The organism is Rhodococcus sp. B10 (genome assembly GCF_011770055.1).
GTDB lineage: Bacteria > Actinomycetota > Actinomycetes > Mycobacteriales > Mycobacteriaceae > Rhodococcoides > Rhodococcoides kyotonensis_B.
In genome coordinates, this window is sequence record NZ_JAAFYV010000004.1 from 211,903 (window position 1) to 227,528 (window position 15,626).

A 15,626-nucleotide genomic window follows, 5' to 3' on the forward strand; every position below is an offset into this window, starting at 1 on the left:
GCGCGACTCAGCAGCAGGCAGCCGACGCGCCCCCGCCGCCACCGCAACACACGGCAGCACTGTCGTTGTCCTGCAACAGCTTCGGGCTCGTCCCGAAAGTGTCGGAGTCGGCTAGCACGGTGTAGACCTCCCACTTCTCGCCGGCCGGCCCGGTGACCCACACCTTGTCCTGGGTGGCGAAGCAACACGTCGTACCGATCTCCTCGTCGGTGAACAGACCCTCACCGGTGAGGCGCGTGATCTCGGAGTGCACCTGCGCGGACGAGTCGACCTCCACGCCGAGGTGATTGACCGTGCCGCCCTGGCCTGGATTCTCGATCAGCACGAGTTTCAGCGGCGGTTCGGCGATGGCGAAGTTCGCGTAGCCGGGCTTGACCTTCGCGGGCTCGACTCCGAACAGCTTGGAGTAGAACGTGATCGATTCGTCGAGCTTGTCGACGTTCAGTGCGAGTTGTGCGCGAGACATGACCAGACCTCCACCTGTGAGACATATATCGAATTACTAGCGAACCCAGACTGCGCCACCTTTGCGACATATGTCAAGAAGGTTGTACGGTGAATGTCATGCCGAAGACGTTGCCGCTGATCGACACGACAGCTCCGATCTGCTGCGCACCTCTGGCGGCAGCCCCCATGGACAACGACGCGGCCCTGGAGGTCGCGTTGCGACTGAAGGCGCTCGCCGATCCCGCCCGGGTGCGGTTGATGTCGGTCCTCCTCAGCGCCGACGCCGGCGAGGTGTGCACGTGCGATCTCGCCCCTGCGGTCGAGCTGACGGAGTCGACGGTGAGCCATCACCTGGGGCAGCTCAAGAAGGCCGGCCTGGTCACGTCGACCCGTCGTGGCATGAACGTCTACTACTCGGCGAAGCCGGACGCACTCGATGCCCTGAGAGTCGTGCTCGATCCGAACTGCTGCCGCTGACCCGAGGCACCGCATGAAATGCTCGGCACCGAAAATCGGACTTGGTAGCGGCGACCGTTCGCGTGTTCGGCAAGATCTACGAGACCGATCGGTCGGGTAGTTTCTAGACCATGACTCCAACGTGGGTACAGGTACGAGGCGCGAACTACGGAACCATGGGCCGATCCATCAGCGGGACGGTCCACCGCCCCGACGGATCGTGGCAGCTGGTGCGTCATGTACCCGACGACACGTGGCGCTACGAAACCCAGCAGAACGAGCCCGTATTTATCGAAACCCCCACCGACCGATGGTCCCGCGACGCCGACGGGACGATGGTGCACGCAGTCAAGTCACCGAACACCATGTACGCGATCATGGGCATCGGATCGCCGTCCTTGTTGCTGCGCGCTTACGACACATTCCCGCCGAGAACGACCCACGGGTTCGACGACCAGCGTTTCGTCGACCCGAGCGCTCCCCGAGAAAGCAGCGTTCGCGGTCGGCCCGGATGGGAAGTGACCGCGCGCGACCACCACATGAACGAGGCCGTCACCTACGTGTTCGACGCCGAACTCGGAGTCGCCCTTCGGTGGCAGCGTGGCGAGGAGTGGATGGAGCTCTCCGATCCCACATTGGACGAGACTTTCGACGACAACCTGTTCCGGTGGACGGGACCATCGCGCCCAGCCGAAGACGAGATCGCAAAACACCAACGTGAGCACGAAAAACGTCAGCGCGAGCTTGCGAGCATTCCCCAAGCAATCCCGTCGTGGCTCCCTCTGACCACGCACGTCCAGTCCCTGTCCGGTAATCACCGCACCGGCGAGCTGACCCTGTCCATCGGTGGCAACGCGCCGCAATTCACTCTCCGGCGGTGGGTGACCGCCATCGGCGAACCGGCACTGGAGTGGCCGAGTGATTCGACGCCAGAACGGTACCGCCAGTCCATCGGCGACTGGACCTACGAGATACGTAGTTACAACGAGATCGACCACGACGACTGCCTCCGCATCGTCGACTCGATCGTTCACGTCGATCCACCCGACCGCGACCCAGCCGAGATCGTGGCCGAGCTCGAAGCAGAGGAGCACGACCGGCACGAAGCAGAGGTGCTTGCGACGCTCGGAACCGGCAGGATCCTTACCAACCACCTCAAAGGCGAATCACTGTTCATCCGAACGGATTTCAGCGACGACGACGCCTGGCGCGCCATCGCGACCGCAGCGATGGCCCCTGTTCCACAAGGCAACGACGTCGAGTTCTCCGCGTACCTCACTTGCATCGACAATCCGGAGTACGACGGAATGACCGTCGATGACCTTCTCGGCGCGATCGGTGAACCACCGCCCTACTACGCGTTCCTCGTCGATTCGGAGACGGTCGGCAACCCCGAGATGCCGATCGTTGTCGTCGACACCGGCCCGGGCGATCCGGATCGCCCGCGCGGCAGAACCTTTCGCGTCATCCCGTCGCAGATGTCGGGCGTGGAGAACAATCTGTCCATCGCGAACATGGACTTCGAAAGTTTCGCGGACAGCGTCGACGACGACGGTGTCTTCCGCGGATTTCCCGAACCGCCGCGTCCCGTCGAAGAGGTGACGACGCGCGAGATCGCCGACTGGATTGCAGGCGACCTTCACTCGGAAGCGTTGAAGGAACTCCACGCCGTGCTCGACGGACGGAAGTATCGCTACCCGGTGCAGCTGTTCGACGTCGAATTGTCGGAGGTGCACGCGCAGGTTCGCGATGCACACCCGGGAAATCAGCGCGGCCTTCTCGGTTTCGACGAGTATCTGCGGGCAACGGAATCGGGTGGGCCAGCGTTGCGGGGGTACGCTCCTGCCCACAGTGCGTCCTGGCATTTCGTGCTCGACCGCGACTCGCACCGACCCATTGCCGCCTACAGAATCGAATACCAGCCGTACACCCCGCCACCCGAGGAAGACGGTGTGCCGCGGACACCGAGGTTCGAGGTCCCGTTCGTGAACACGGAGCCCGTATCGGAGTCGCATCTAACCGATGACGACGATCTCGTCGACCCCGAGGTGGTCAAGCGCGCAGTTCTGGCCGAGGCCGCTCGGCTGCACGATGGTGCCGAGCTCAGTGGGGGTAATCCTCTGCCGCAACGCATCCCGCGGCTGCCGGGCTACCGTATCGGCTGCCACGTTCGAATCGACGGTGAACACGCGTTCTACGTCGCCATCGTCACCGACATACACGACGAGTTCCTCGTCATCGAAGTTCCGAATACAGGACTGCGCATCGTCGGACCAGGGGAACCCTGAGCGTCAGCTCGCGCCCGCCGCCCGGGCCGTGGTGAACGAGCGGTACAACCGGATTGAGTTGGCGCACGCCCATCCTGCAAGGATGGGCAGAACGAAACTTGCCGCCGCCCAGCCCGTCACCATGGTCACTACCACGACGGCGGCCGCGATCAGGGTGATGCCGAAGGCGTCGATCTTTGTGCCGATCGACGAATCGGGTGCGGCACCTCTGCCGGGGAAACGGGGTGAATCGGCTAGTGTCCTCACTGCATCGACAAACGCAGCGGTTCCCGCAATGCCCATGAACGAGAAGAAGACCACTTCTTTAAGCGTGAAATCCCAGCCGACAAGCGGGTCGAACAGCCCACGCACCATCGACACGATGGTTCCGATGCCCGCAATGAAACCCAGATACAACAGGACGATAGGGCCCACCAACCCACTGAAACCCCTGCGACGCGCCATAATTGCAGGCTATCAACTCGATGAGCCGCGCCCGGTGTGTCTTCCAGTTGGCATCATTTCCTACGCGATGAGTGATGACTCGCGTAGCGTTTCAGCCTCGCGAACGATCACCAGAGCCACGGGAGTTCCGGCTCCCGCGGCAGAAGCACTTTTCGATGCCGAATCAGCATGTCTGCAAATCACCAGCTCTGAAGCTTCGAAATTCGGTCGGCAACTGCAGTATCGGGGAGGGTGATTTGATAGCCCATTCGACGAAGAGCCCCGACCGCCTCGGACGGGGCATCACGAACGACTGCGCGAGTTTGAATACGACGCCACCTCTCACGACCCTCGTGGACTGCGTCGAGCCATGTTGCCTTGCTATCGAATTGGCAGTCCTCGATGAGGAATTGGACGAAGTCTTCCAAGCAAGGACGAAACCGGTCACCCCCGAGCGGGAGATGCAAGGACTCGAGACTGTGTGGCGTCTTATGCTTCAAACGCGACAGAATATGGGAGAACGCACCCCGGTGTGCATGTACATGTAGGTGAGCAGTGGGTTTTCGGCGCGCGTTGCGCTCGTACTCCAGTCTGACCATCGGCGTCTTGTCGATCGCAGCCACCAACCTGTAGGTCGAATTCTCTACCGCCAAATATCGGTCCTGCGAGTCGAGACAGCACTTGATGGTTACCCCTAGGAACGCGAGCGGGTTAGGGGAAGAACCACCTCGAGGCGGCGCCTGCGTAAGGGGAACCGTCGCCTGGATGACGCTTCGAGGCTTGTCCGATCTAGCGCTCACCGTCACTTCCCAATCGGTCGACGGGAACGAGGCGTGAATCAGCTCAGCGGTTTCACTGGCGAAACTATTCGCCCTGTCGTGAAATTCTTCGACCGCTGTCTCCGAGTGAACAGGGGCGCTAGCAGTCGGTAAGGAGGAACTCGATTGATTCAAGGTCTTCCCATGCTTGCCATTCGTCACCTACAAGAGCGTACTGACTGGCTTTGTCCGCGAACTCGGAAAGAGACATACCGTGCTTGGCGAGAATCAACTCTCGGCGCGCTACCAACTCAGCCGGGGTGTAACTCGTTACTGTAGTCATCGGTTAGTCCTTTCTACTCGTTCAGCTGACAGCGACTTTGTCGATTGGACCAGTCTGACACGTGCAGCATCGGGGTGTAGACAAAGTATGCGCTTCGGCACCGACAGGCCGCGTCGGCACAGGTCTCGATTGTGGGCCCAGCTCAGCGCCCACGTCAGTAGCGCACCACCCCTCCGGCCTTACCCCTCCGTGACGTCTTCGAAGTGCACGGTGACGGCCGTGTCGTCGATGTGGTGGCCGAGCAGGTCGGTCAGCGTCGTGCGCGCGAGGTTGCCGAGGTCGAGCCCGACCGCATGCAAGTCGGTGCCGTACGCACCCGTCACGGTGATGGCGGCCCCGATACATGTGTGCCCGTCGAGCTCGAGGTCGACGGCGATGGGGTCGGCGCCGTGCACGCCGAGCAGAGCGCGTCGCACGGTCAAGCGCACGATGTGGTCACTGATGCGAAGGGTGTCGTGCCCCTGCTCGACGGACTCAGCCGGGTAGGTGGCGTCGACCGGCCAGGTGCGACGCGTGGTTGCCCGCACCTTTGCGAGCACCGAGCTGCTGATGTCGACCCAACGCGGTTCGCGATCGTGAGCCGAAAGCTCCTGCGCTGCTCGGGCGAGGAGAGCGTCGTCGGGTTCGTCGGGGGTCATCTCCATGTCGACATCCTTGCGCTCAGTGTGGTTCGGGCTCGTTGCAGTTGTCCGCGCACCGCGCCGGGCGACATGGACATGATCTGCCCGATTTCCACGTGGGTCATGCCTTCGACTTCCCGAAGGAGCCATGCTGATCTCTGACGGTAGGGCAATTCGGACAGCGCCGCGTCCAAGGCCGCCATGAACCCGGAACTCGCCGCCTGCCGTTCGGGGTCGCCGGAGGGGTCGTGGTCGGCCCGTTCGAACACCCAGTCCTCGGCCGGGGAGATGGCGCGTCGACGACGGTGGTCGACGACCTTGTGCGAGACCAGGCTGAACAGCCATGTCCGCAGGCTCGACGCGCCCCGAAAGTTCTCGAGCCCTTTCCAGGCTGCGACGAACGCGTCTTGGACGACCTCTTCGGCGGCCCCGGAGTCGCTGAGGAGGTTGCGGGTGAAGCGATACATGTCGGGGCCGTAACGCATCACGATGGCCTCGAACGCTTGCCGATCCCCCAGGACAGCCGCTGCGATCAGCGACTGATCCGACGCATCGCCGCCGCGTCGTCGCCACGCAGTGTCACCTGCATCGATGTCGTGTCCATCGTCGAGCATCCCCACGTTCCTTTCGAGGACCGCCCGACGCGTCCCACGGAATCGGCGGATGCCGACCCCGTTTCACAGTGCTCTGTTGTACCTCTGGGTTGTTCCGTCCAAACATCCCGGGTTTTCGGCCTTCACCAGTGTGATCCAGAACACGTATATCGGACGTGCGCTTTCCACGAGTCGCCACGACCAATCACCGAAGAACACACAATCGAACGAAGGGATATGGACGATGACCACCACGCAAGCAGCACCCACCGGCACGGCCCCCGCAACCACCACGAAGACGAGCCCCAAGCCGGTCTCCGATTCGGCATTGGTCAGCTCGGACGGCCGCACCACCATCGCGGACACGGTCGTCTCCAAGATCGCCGGCATCGCCACCCGCGAGGTCCAGGGTGTGCACGATGTGGGCGGCGGAGCTGTCCGGGCCATCGGTGCGCTGCGCGAGCGCATCCCGGGTGCACGCGTCAACCAGTCCCAGGGCGTGTCGGTCGAGGTCGGTGAGCGGCAGGCAGCCGTCGACATCGACATCGTCGCCGAGTACGGCGTCTCCATCGCCGACCTGGCCGCCGGAATCCGTCGCAACGTCATCACCGCGGTCGAGCGGATGACCGGCCTCGAGGTCACCGAGGTCAACATCACCGTCCACGACGTCTTCCTCGACGACGGCAGCGACGACACCGACGAAGCGGCAACTGTTCGCGTCCAATGACATCGGGTGACAGCGACACCGGCCGTCCCCGCCCCGACACGGGCGGGGACGGCGGCGACGTCGACCTGTCCGAGGCACTCGCCCGCACCGTGACGGCCACCGACGGCGTCGCGGGTCTGCACGGCGGCATGTTCGGAGAAGTGGCGACTTATCTGCCCGGTCGCCGCGTCGCCGGAATCCGGTTGGACCACAACGGGATCGACATACACATCTCGCTGCTGGCCGGTGCGCCCGTACGCGAGACGGCCGACGCCGTGCGTCGCGCAGTACACGCCGTCGCCGACGGCCCCGTGCACATCACCGTCGAGGACGTCGTCGAGGTGGCGAATTCGTGACAGGTCAGGAGAGGTCGGCCGAACAGCGGCGTGCTGCTGCACTGAAAGCAGCGCGCCGCGAGATCGCCCGCACTCACCACCCTGATCGCGGCGGCGACCCCGACACGTACATCCGTCTGCTCGCCGAACTCGATCGCCGGCAGATATCGCGCCCGGCCACGAGTGCAGCAGCGGTGCAGGGCATGTCTCGCCGCGCCCTACGGCGTCGGGCGTGGCGCCGCACGATCGACGCCGTACGCCGCAAGGTCCGGCGTCGCCTCACCGGCTCGTCCAAGCCGACACGGCGCTGAACGCTCTGTCGGACAAAACAATTCATTCCTTACACGTGGAGACCACATGAGAACGTCGACGATCGGACTTCTGGCAGGTTTGTTGATCGCGATTGCGGCTGCCGCGGGCGGTTTCACCGGTTTCCTTCTCGCACTGCTTCTCGGGGCCGGTGGCTACCTCTACGGCAGCTACCGCGACGGCGAGGTCGATCTTCAGTCGATCCTGCGGGGCCGTGGCCGTGGCTGACACGACCACCACCCTGGACGGTGGCGTCGCGCCTTCCGGTGCGCCCGTCACCGATTCGCCGACGACGGCGTTGCGGGAACCGGATGATCGCGGTGCGCTGACCATCCGGGATTCGGTTGCCGAGACCATCGCACGCAAGGCGGCGCTCGCGGTGCCGCACGTCGTCGCGAAGTCGACAGGCTTGTCGAAACTGACCGGCCGCGGTCTGCCGCGCGTCGAGGTCACGATTCGAGGAGACCACATCCGCGCATCGCTGGATGTGGCCATCGTGTGGCCGGCACCCACGGCGCGAACCGCTGCGCAGATCCAGGACAGCGTCGCCGCGGACCTCGCCCGTTACACGGCACTGACGGTCGACACGGTCGACGTCACCGTCCTCGTCGTCACCGCAGAAGCAGTCGCGGCTGCGTCCGATTCTTCGACGCGGCAGACCAGGAGAGTGCAATGACCGCTCCGACAACGATCTCGAAAGACAGCGCGACACATCCGGTTTCGGATCCGCCTGTCGCGGAGAAGAAGCCGCTCGGCAGTGGTGCCGCGGCTGCGGTCGCGGTCCTGTTGGCTCTGGCCGTCGTCGCGGCCGGGGTGATCGCAGGCCGCGATGCCCTCATCGCCGCGGGCGCTCTGACCGGCGACAGGTGGATCGACGCCGGCCTGCTCTGGCTCGACGGACTCACCGCGCAGAATTGGATGGCGCCTGCCGGCATCGGTGTCGCCGTGCTCGGCGTCGTACTTCTTGTTGCAGCCGTCGCGCCGCGTCGTCGCCCGTATGTCGCGACCTCGATTCCGGGTGTGTGGCTTCGCCGTCGCGACCTCCCGGCGCTCGCGCACGCGGCCGTCGTCGATATGCCCGCGGTGACGTCGACCCGGGTTCGGGCGACGCGACGCAAGGTCTCGGTGGCACTGACGGCCCACCCCGGAACCGACTGTGCCGCATTGCAAAAGCAAGCAAAGACGGCCGTCGACGACGCGTTGTCCTCGTTGACGAAGCCACCGAAGGTCACCGTCTCGGCCTCCACAGGAAGGACCCGCTCATGAACCGCGCAACCATAGCGTTCGACCGTATCGCAGTGGCGCTCGTGGGCCTGGCCTTGATCGCCGTCGGCGCAGGGGCAGCGGCATGGCAGTGGGGTTACCTGCCGGAGACGCGCCAGCGCATCGATGTTCCGTTCGCCGAGAACACGATTCAGGCGACGTGGTGGCCGTGGGCTCTCGGAGCCGGTGCCGTCGTCCTCGTCCTTGTCGGGCTTCGGTGGTTGTTCGCGCATCGACCCGGTCGACGTGTCGGTCGCCTTTCGGTGTCGTCGACGGGTGATCAGGCCGGACAGTTGTCGGTCGACGTCGACACCATCGCGCGATGCGCAGCCGACGCCCTGGCCGCGTCCGATCACGTCCGAAGTGCGCGCGGTACAACGCGTTCCGATCGAGGAGAGCGTGTCGTCGAATTGACTGCCACCCTCGAACCCTCCCCGTCGGCCCTCGCTCAGACCGCCCCGGTCCTGGCCGACACGACTCGGGACATCGCACTCTCGCTCGACGACACCCGCGCGTCGACGCGAATCCTGTTGCGCCTCCCACCACCGGCACGGGATCGCCGTGTCCACTGAGTCTCGCGCTGTGCCCGTTGCGGGCTTCGACGCCCGCCTGAATCAGCTTCTCGCCGAGCAGGCCGAGAAAGCCGGTGAAACGGTGGACACCTTCATTCGGCGTGCTGTAGTGGCTCGGCTGGTCGAGGCGCTGAAAGCCGACGAGGAATCGGACGTCGGGCAGCTGCTACGCCACCTGCAATCCAATTTCGACAGCGGTAAGGACGGTTCCTCCGACCCGTCTCTGGCCGGTACCGCCATCCACGATCCCGAGCGCTTGCGCGCCGTCGAGGCCACGGGGTTGCTCGACACCGACGTCGAGGAGCGATACGACCGACTCGCCGCGATGGCGTCGGATGCGTTGTCGGCGCCTGGCGCAGCGATCTCACTGTTGACCGACGAACGCCAGTTCTTCAAGAGCGCGATTGGGCTACCGTCCGAGCTCGACGGTGCGCGCGACATCCCGCTGGAGCTGTCGATGTGCAAGTACGTCGTCAACGCCGGGGAAACGGTGGTCGTCGAGGACGCGCGACTCGACCCCAATTACAACAATCACGCAGCCGTCACAGGCGAGCTGATGGTGTCCTACCTCGGAATCCCGTTGTCCGACGACGATGGCCACGCCGTCGGGACACTCTGCGTCTGGGATCAACAGCCCCGGCAGTGGACCACAGGTCACGTGCAGCTTCTGCAGGACTTGGCCTGGATAGTGCGCGAACGCATCTTCGACTAAGCATCGACCCGAGGCACGATCAACGTCACGCCACATTCCTTCAGTCCCCTGCGACGGAACCGGATGGCGGCTGGGTCGGCTTTTCCGTCTCGCGCCTACGCAGAAGCACAAGACCCGCACCCGCTACGACGATCGACATCACCGAAACGGCCGTCGAGGCCCATTCCCAGATGCTCGGAGAATAGCTGGGTTGGATCCTGGTCAGCGGCGTGTATGCCGTCCAACCAAATTCGACGATGATCGGAACGGTCACCACCACCGGCGTCGTCGCGGCGATCACTGCGACCGACGATTCGGTCGGCAACAGCGACGCGAACGCCACTCCCGCGGCCAGAGGAAGTACGGCGGAGACTGCAACCGTAGTGATCGCGTCGAGTTGTGAACCCGCGAAAACCCCCGTCGCGGCAACAACCGCCAGAACCCCCAACGCCGCAAGAGGCAACCGCCACTTCATACCGATCACGAAGCCGACGAGCAGGCAGACCACGAACACACCTGTCGCCGATGCCTCCAGCGAGCTTGTCGACGACGCTGCGATGAACGCCAGTGCCACGAGAACGATCGAGCCCGTTCTCCGAGGGAGAGTGAACGCCGCCCCGACAAGCAGCGGCACGACCAGAAGCCCTAGCAGCCAACGGTTCTGCATTGTTCCGTCCGCGCCGAGTGAATCCACCGCACGGACGAACAGCCAGTAGAGAACCAGCCCTACCAGAGGAACAATGATGCCCACCAGCAGTATTCGCATGCGCGCTTGCGCCGTTTCGATCGCTCCGAATGGCGATACCCACGCAGCCGCTGCCACCAGCAGTGCGAGTACACCGACGATGATCCAGTAGTACGTCTGGGGCGCGGGCTCCGCCACGTACTCGTACTCGGCGTAGCGCAGTGGAACGTCGACGATGGGCGCAGCCAGGGTCACGCCGACAAGAAGCCCGAGCACCAGTGAGCACCGCGCAGTTCGGCGGTCGCCTGCACCTGACAATGCCGCTGCTCCACCGAGAATCAGCCCGGCAGCTGCTGCGCGCGGGTGCAGCGCCCACAGATCACCGCCGGCCGAAGACGCCACGACCAGCGCGACGCCGAGAGCTATCGACGCCAGTGCCCACCGAGCCCGCCTCACCGCGAGCGTGGTCACGACAGCCACGACGCTGCCGAGTGCAGCGGCGGATGCGGCACTGCCCAAGAACACGTCGAGTCGGTCACCGCCTGCAACGAACGCGAAGTTGCGTGGCACGGATGTCGTCAGCGTGACTGCAGCAACGAATGCGCCTGCGAACACGGTGAGCAGGGCGAGGAGTCGTCGAGCCGCATTACTGGACACGATCGAAAGAATAGGTGACGACGAGCGGCCTGAGCGTGCATGCCCTGCGCCACTTCGAACGTGAAGGCCTGTTGTTGCGTCCGATCAAGCGGGCCGGGTCCAAACACAGGATGTACGACGCCAGCGACATCAATTGGTTGTTGCTGATCAACAGGTTTCGCGAGTCAGGGATGCCGGTCGCGACGATCAGGCAATTCGCCGAGCTGGTGCGTAGCGGCCCCGGCAACGAAGCAGATCGGCTGCAGATCCTGCGCGCGCACGAGGCCGCGATCGAACAGAAGATCGCCACGCTCCGGGAGAATTTGGACGTCATCCGCACCAAAGTCGCGATCTACGCCGACCACGTGAACCACGGCACGGCCGTGGGCGTGTGGTCGCCGCGACCGTCGTCACAGCAGGAAGACGACGAGCGCTCCCGCGGTGAGGCCCACGACGGCAGCAAGGAGGAGGAAGCGTAGATCGGTGCTACGCGATCGGCTCGGCAGTCGGTTACGCATGCAAGGATTGAACAGCATAAACGGGGATTTTGCTTGTTCGAGCCTAGGATTCAAACGTTTGACTGAGTGGCTCAGAAGTTGTTCCACCACTACGCGCCGATAAGCGACCTAGACCGCACCCGCCTCGCAAACGCGACCGGTGCGCGGCATCGGGCCAGCACTGGAACCGTCCCTCCTTATCGGCGCAGCAATGCAGTCACAATGCCTGACGCGGTCCGCCGTCCCGCTAAGTCCGCGTTTAAGCGCCCTGGGAGAGTGCACTACTCGCGTTATGTCCCCGTTAGAGTGAGGCAGAATGCTCTGCATGTCCCGCTGGAACCATGAACCAATCGCCCTCGGAGCGATCGTGGTCGCATGCCTCGGCATGTACTTTCTGTACCCGTGGGACGAAGTCGAGCCGGACCCGGTCAACTCGGCGATAGTCGTCACCGCGTACACGAGCCGCGACGATCAGTGCTTACCATCGGGTAGCGACTTCCGGGCTGGAACTCCGGTGACCGTCTCGGCCGAAGACGGGCCGCAATGGACGACGCAGCTCCTCGCAGGGATCGAGGTCGAGGACACGTGCGCGATGCCGTTCATCCTGCCCACCATCGACCAAGCGGGCAGCTACACCGTTTCCGTCCCGTCTCGCGAACTCGGCGTTCGTTCCGGGTTCGAGCTGAACAAGGGATCGACCTTCATGCTCGGCTGATGATGCTGCCGTGCGGCACAATGCGGGAGTGGAACGACAACGAAGCGCGACGCTGACCCTGGCTGCTGTCGCTGCCGTGCTGGTAATCCTGACCGCCATCCCGGTACTGCGGCTCACGGGGAGCGACACGGTCCTGCGCCTACCGGTGCTCGCCTTGATTGCTGCCGTCACATTCGGCGTGCTCATCAAGGACGGCGGGACGACGCTGAACCCGCGCGCGGGTGTTGCCGGTGTCGCGTTCCTCGTCGTCGGCTGCGTCGCCAACCTGCGAGCCGATGATTCGTACCAGTGGCTTTCGCTCGGCGCGATGGTGGGCATCGCCGCCGCAGGGTCCATCCTCGGTGCATCGACGGTGCAGCACGACGTCGTCAGGCCATTGTTCCAGTGGGTCATCGGGCTCGCGCTCGTTCAGTGCGTTTATGCCGTCTACGAAGCATTCGCCGAGCCGGACCCGCTGTGGCGTGGTGCGCGTGTCCTCCCGGACGGCGAATCGGTCGCGCTGCGTTCCGAACTGCTCGACGGCTTCGACCGTGCGCAGGGAACGATGGGCCACCCTTTGGTGCTGGCGGCTCTCGCGCTGACCGCTGTCACCCTGGTTATCGCCACGGATGCGGTTCGGAGCAATCCCGTCAAGGTCGCGCTCGTCGCTGTGCTCGGTGCCGGCATCCTCGCAACGGGCAGCCGGAACGCCGTCATCCTGCTCGTCGGCCTGCTCGTCGTGCTGTGGGGTGCGGCCTCGTGGAACGTGATGGTCGGACGCGCCGTGGTGTTCGGGATACCGGTCGCCGTCATCGCCGTCATCCTCGGGCAGCAGAAGATCGCCGACCTGTTCGACAGTGGCTCCTACTCGCACCGGGCCGGTGCGATCGAGGTCGTCCCCCGCCTGACCAGCATCCGCGACTTCGCGACAATGATCTTCGGCGACGGGAGTGCGTCGACGCCCCGACTGCAGAACGCTGGCCTGTTGCAATCCGATCGCTTCATCGCGATCGACAACCAGTTTCTCCTGCTGTTCATTCAGTACGGCTTGGCTGGCACACTGCTAATTACCGGCCTACTGGTGGCAGCTATCCGCCGAGATCGTGGAGCCGCCCGCGTGGTGCTTGCCGTGTGGCTCGTGCAGTTCTTCATCTTCGACGTCCTCGCGTGGCCCAGTTCGGCGTTCGTCGTCTGGCTCGCAGTGGGCATCGCCGTCTCAACCCGAAAGGCCGACCATGATCCAGAAGATCCGTCAGATGCTCGCCGAAGCGAAACTGCGCCAGGGGCAGTGCGCGAACTGTGGAAAAGTCCTGCGCGATGACGCAACATCTCGACTGTGCAGCGATGAGTGCACAGTCGAGTACGCGTCCAGCAACATCGTCTAGTAGCTGATCGGTCCGTCGAGTACGCCGACCTCAAGCACGGCACCGGAGATGGTGCCAGTACCCCCGCCGACCGCTGCGGCGAACAGTCGCACCAGCATGTCTGCCCCGGTGATCGGACCGATACCGAAGGGGATCCACGGTGTCGACCGGAGTGCAGTCGACGTGCCAGTGAACGGCAGACTTGCGCCGTTCTCGCCGCTGCCGTTGGTTCCACCGAGTGAGTTCTGCTGGTCCGCCCGATACTGCAAGGTGAGGGTCGTGCCCGCGGCCGAGACCTTGCCTCGGCCTGTGATCCGCACGAACAGTTGCTTTCCGCGCATCTCCTGCGGTGTCACTATCGGTTGAACGCCGGCCACGATTCCGAGCGTCGTCGCTGAGACGACGAGATCTTCGGATACCGAGGTCTGTGCGATGGTCCGAATCCTGGGTAGCGGCGTTTCACGCCGCGAGAGAGCGCCGACCTGTAAAGCGTCGATGGTGAGGATTCCGCCCCACTGCGCCGCCCAGTTGTCGTCGTGCCAGTACTCCAACGCGTTCTTGTCGGCGGTGGTCTGCGTCAGCTCGCCGTTGCACGCTGTCAACAGCATCCGAATCAGTCCGCGTTCGCGGAGTGCACGCTGGTCGATTGTCATCTCAGCTTTGCGGCCATCGAGCAATGCGATCGGCGCGTCGGCTAGCTGGCCGTCAGTAACGTCGACCATTCGGAACGACCCGGCTGTCTTCGCCGGAATCACGCCCGCAGTACCCGGCGAGATGATCATCGATGAGTAGAAGACCAGCACGCGCCCGTCGTCGGTGCACACGATCGCTGCGCGCATGGGGCGCGCGTACCAGCCCATGCCGTTCCTGAGGTCACTGACCTGCTCGTTGACCCAGGTCGTGCCGTTCCACCACAGGTGGTGGACATTCCGATCCGGTGTCGAGCCGTCCGCAAGGCTGATCGCGATGTGAGGGCGACCGAGCGTGTCGACGTCGAGACCCGCCTGGTTGATAATTCCCGAGTCCAGGTCCGGTGTATCCAGAATGCGAGCGGTTACGTCCGAGTGCAGCAGTGGCATGGTGATCGTCGCCCCAGCGACGGTCTTCCACGTCGCACCCTTGTCGGTCGACCGGAGGTAGTACAGGTCGTTGTTGGCGTTGAAGCTCGGCGCGGACGACTGTCGCCAGGTGTAGACGATGTGAATGGTTCCGGCGCGGTCGATCACCGTGCGGTTCTCGTAGGCGTTCTCGCTGTACGTCTTGCCGTCGCTGAGCTTGAGTACTCGCGTGAACGCACCGATGGCACCGACCGAGCCGACGTACTTGTTGAGGTAGGTGTCACCCGCGCCTGATGCGCCCTCGCGGTAGTGGATGAACAGCTCGCCGTCCGGGTGCAGCATGAACCGGAGGTACGTCACCTGCGCCTCGGTTGCACCGCCGACCATGGCTGTGACCTGCGTCCACGTGGTGATGTCACGAGGGTTGGTGGAGATCATGTACTTCAGGGCCTCGCCGTGCATGTTGCCGCACACGTGAATACGGTCCTGGGCGTCGGCGATGATCGAGATGGTGTTGTGGCTGTCCTCGTTGACGAAGTTGCCCATCGGTGCGTTCGGGATGGTGCTGGTGTCGATCGTGGACCAGGTACCGAACCGGGCGCTTCGCTTGCCGATGATGATCCGGCCACCCTGGGCGACCCACACGGCGTAGAGGTTGCCCTGCGAGTCGGTGGTGACCGAGTCCTGGTTGTACGAGCGAGCGTTGTATCCAGAGCTACCGCGCAGGCGACCCGGCAGTGGAAGGTAGTTCAGCGTCGGAGTGACGGCGCTCATCGAAATTCATCACTGACGCTCACTGAAATTCATCACCCGTGTGGCACCGCCAACGAGGGCGGGTCTCCAACGAAGCTGATGGTCTCTGACCACGCACCAGCTACTCGAAGGAGA

At 64.0% G+C, this 15,626-nt stretch carries 19 protein-coding genes; 13 read left to right on the forward strand and 6 right to left on the reverse strand.

Going from position 1 to position 15,626, the window contains the following annotated elements:
* Positions 1-7: 7 nt before the first annotated feature.
* Entirely contained in the window at positions 8-466 is a 459-nt protein-coding gene (locus RhoFasB10_RS04570) for an ArsI/CadI family heavy metal resistance metalloenzyme (protein WP_068425749.1), read from the reverse strand.
* 98 nt (positions 467-564) lie between these two features.
* Here RhoFasB10_RS04570 and RhoFasB10_RS04575 point away from each other — a divergent pair, with 98 nt between their 5' ends.
* Together RhoFasB10_RS04575 and RhoFasB10_RS26110 are read left to right on the forward strand one after the other, a co-directional pair.
* Entirely contained in the window at positions 565-924 is a 360-nt protein-coding gene (locus tag RhoFasB10_RS04575) for an Rv2640c family ArsR-like transcriptional regulator (protein ID WP_068425752.1), read from the forward strand.
* 110 nt (positions 925-1,034) lie between these two features.
* A complete protein-coding gene (locus tag RhoFasB10_RS26110; RefSeq protein WP_174551412.1) occupies positions 1,035-3,191 on the forward strand; it encodes a hypothetical protein in 2,157 nt (718 codons plus the stop codon).
* Between the two features lie 3 nt (positions 3,192-3,194).
* Here RhoFasB10_RS26110 and RhoFasB10_RS04585 read toward each other — a convergent pair whose 3' ends face one another.
* The 3 genes from RhoFasB10_RS04585 to RhoFasB10_RS04595 form a co-directional block, all read right to left on the reverse strand.
* Complete coding sequence (locus tag RhoFasB10_RS04585; RefSeq protein ID WP_068425757.1) at positions 3,195-3,635, reverse strand: hypothetical protein; 441 nt, start codon at positions 3,633-3,635, stop codon at positions 3,195-3,197.
* A 1,259-nt stretch (positions 3,636-4,894) separates the two neighbouring features.
* Positions 4,895-5,359 carry a hypothetical protein gene (locus RhoFasB10_RS04590; RefSeq protein ID WP_240930872.1) on the reverse strand — a complete coding sequence of 155 codons (465 nt, stop codon included), beginning with the start codon at positions 5,357-5,359 and terminating at the stop codon, positions 4,895-4,897.
* Entirely contained in the window at positions 5,350-5,949 is a 600-nt protein-coding gene (locus tag RhoFasB10_RS04595) for an RNA polymerase sigma factor (RefSeq protein ID WP_068425771.1), read from the reverse strand. Before RhoFasB10_RS04595 ends, RhoFasB10_RS04590 begins: the two co-directional genes overlap by 10 nt.
* 223 nt (positions 5,950-6,172) lie before the next feature.
* Between RhoFasB10_RS04595 and RhoFasB10_RS04600 the strand changes: the two genes are divergently transcribed.
* From RhoFasB10_RS04600 to RhoFasB10_RS04635, 8 genes are read left to right on the forward strand one after another with little or no spacing between them, the layout of a single operon-like run.
* Positions 6,173-6,655, forward strand: a complete 483-nt coding sequence (locus RhoFasB10_RS04600) for an Asp23/Gls24 family envelope stress response protein (RefSeq protein WP_068426286.1) — start codon at positions 6,173-6,175, stop codon at positions 6,653-6,655.
* Positions 6,652-6,990 carry an Asp23/Gls24 family envelope stress response protein gene (locus RhoFasB10_RS04605; protein WP_240930873.1) on the forward strand — a complete coding sequence of 113 codons (339 nt, stop codon included), beginning with the start codon at positions 6,652-6,654 and terminating at the stop codon, positions 6,988-6,990. The genes RhoFasB10_RS04600 and RhoFasB10_RS04605 overlap by 4 nt, the downstream gene beginning before the upstream one ends.
* Positions 6,987-7,280 (forward strand): hypothetical protein, encoded by a 294-nt coding sequence (locus RhoFasB10_RS04610; RefSeq protein WP_068425774.1) that lies wholly within the window; start codon positions 6,987-6,989, stop codon positions 7,278-7,280. Before RhoFasB10_RS04605 ends, RhoFasB10_RS04610 begins: the two co-directional genes overlap by 4 nt.
* A 46-nt stretch (positions 7,281-7,326) precedes the next feature.
* Positions 7,327-7,506, forward strand: coding sequence for a DUF2273 domain-containing protein (locus RhoFasB10_RS04615; protein ID WP_068425778.1), 180 nt, complete (start codon positions 7,327-7,329; stop codon positions 7,504-7,506).
* Positions 7,499-7,954, forward strand: a complete 456-nt coding sequence (locus RhoFasB10_RS04620; protein ID WP_167675284.1) for an Asp23/Gls24 family envelope stress response protein — start codon at positions 7,499-7,501, stop codon at positions 7,952-7,954. Before RhoFasB10_RS04615 ends, RhoFasB10_RS04620 begins: the two co-directional genes overlap by 8 nt.
* Positions 7,951-8,544, forward strand: coding sequence for a DUF6286 domain-containing protein (locus tag RhoFasB10_RS04625; protein ID WP_167675286.1), 594 nt, complete (start codon positions 7,951-7,953; stop codon positions 8,542-8,544). The genes RhoFasB10_RS04620 and RhoFasB10_RS04625 overlap by 4 nt, the downstream gene beginning before the upstream one ends.
* Positions 8,541-9,113, forward strand: a complete 573-nt coding sequence (locus RhoFasB10_RS04630) for a hypothetical protein (RefSeq protein ID WP_068425784.1) — start codon at positions 8,541-8,543, stop codon at positions 9,111-9,113. The genes RhoFasB10_RS04625 and RhoFasB10_RS04630 overlap by 4 nt, the downstream gene beginning before the upstream one ends.
* Entirely contained in the window at positions 9,103-9,825 is a 723-nt protein-coding gene (locus RhoFasB10_RS04635; RefSeq protein ID WP_346764351.1) for a GAF domain-containing protein, read from the forward strand. Before RhoFasB10_RS04630 ends, RhoFasB10_RS04635 begins: the two co-directional genes overlap by 11 nt.
* Before the next feature lie 40 nt (positions 9,826-9,865).
* On the opposite strand, the gene RhoFasB10_RS04640 is transcribed toward RhoFasB10_RS04635, so the two are convergent.
* Positions 9,866-11,146, reverse strand: coding sequence for a hypothetical protein (locus tag RhoFasB10_RS04640; protein ID WP_167675288.1), 1,281 nt, complete (start codon positions 11,144-11,146; stop codon positions 9,866-9,868).
* A gap of 14 nt (positions 11,147-11,160) precedes the next feature.
* Between RhoFasB10_RS04640 and RhoFasB10_RS04645 the strand changes: the two genes are divergently transcribed.
* From RhoFasB10_RS04645 to RhoFasB10_RS04655, 3 genes are all read left to right on the forward strand, one after another.
* The gene (locus RhoFasB10_RS04645) at positions 11,161-11,604 is read left to right on the forward strand and encodes a MerR family transcriptional regulator (protein WP_068425793.1); all 444 of its coding nucleotides are present in this window, start codon (positions 11,161-11,163) and stop codon (positions 11,602-11,604) included.
* 343 nt (positions 11,605-11,947) lie between these two features.
* A complete protein-coding gene (locus tag RhoFasB10_RS04650; RefSeq protein ID WP_167675290.1) occupies positions 11,948-12,337 on the forward strand; it encodes a hypothetical protein in 390 nt (129 codons plus the stop codon).
* A gap of 28 nt (positions 12,338-12,365) precedes the next feature.
* Positions 12,366-13,637: a hypothetical protein gene (locus RhoFasB10_RS04655; RefSeq protein WP_167675292.1), complete on the forward strand. Its 1,272-nt coding sequence runs from the start codon at positions 12,366-12,368 to the stop codon at positions 13,635-13,637.
* 60 nt (positions 13,638-13,697) lie between these two features.
* Here the strand turns inward: RhoFasB10_RS04655 and RhoFasB10_RS04660 are convergent, their stop codons facing one another.
* Positions 13,698-15,512, reverse strand: a complete 1,815-nt coding sequence (locus RhoFasB10_RS04660) for a BNR repeat-containing protein (RefSeq protein WP_167675294.1) — start codon at positions 15,510-15,512, stop codon at positions 13,698-13,700.
* Positions 15,513-15,626: the final 114 nt, after the last annotated feature.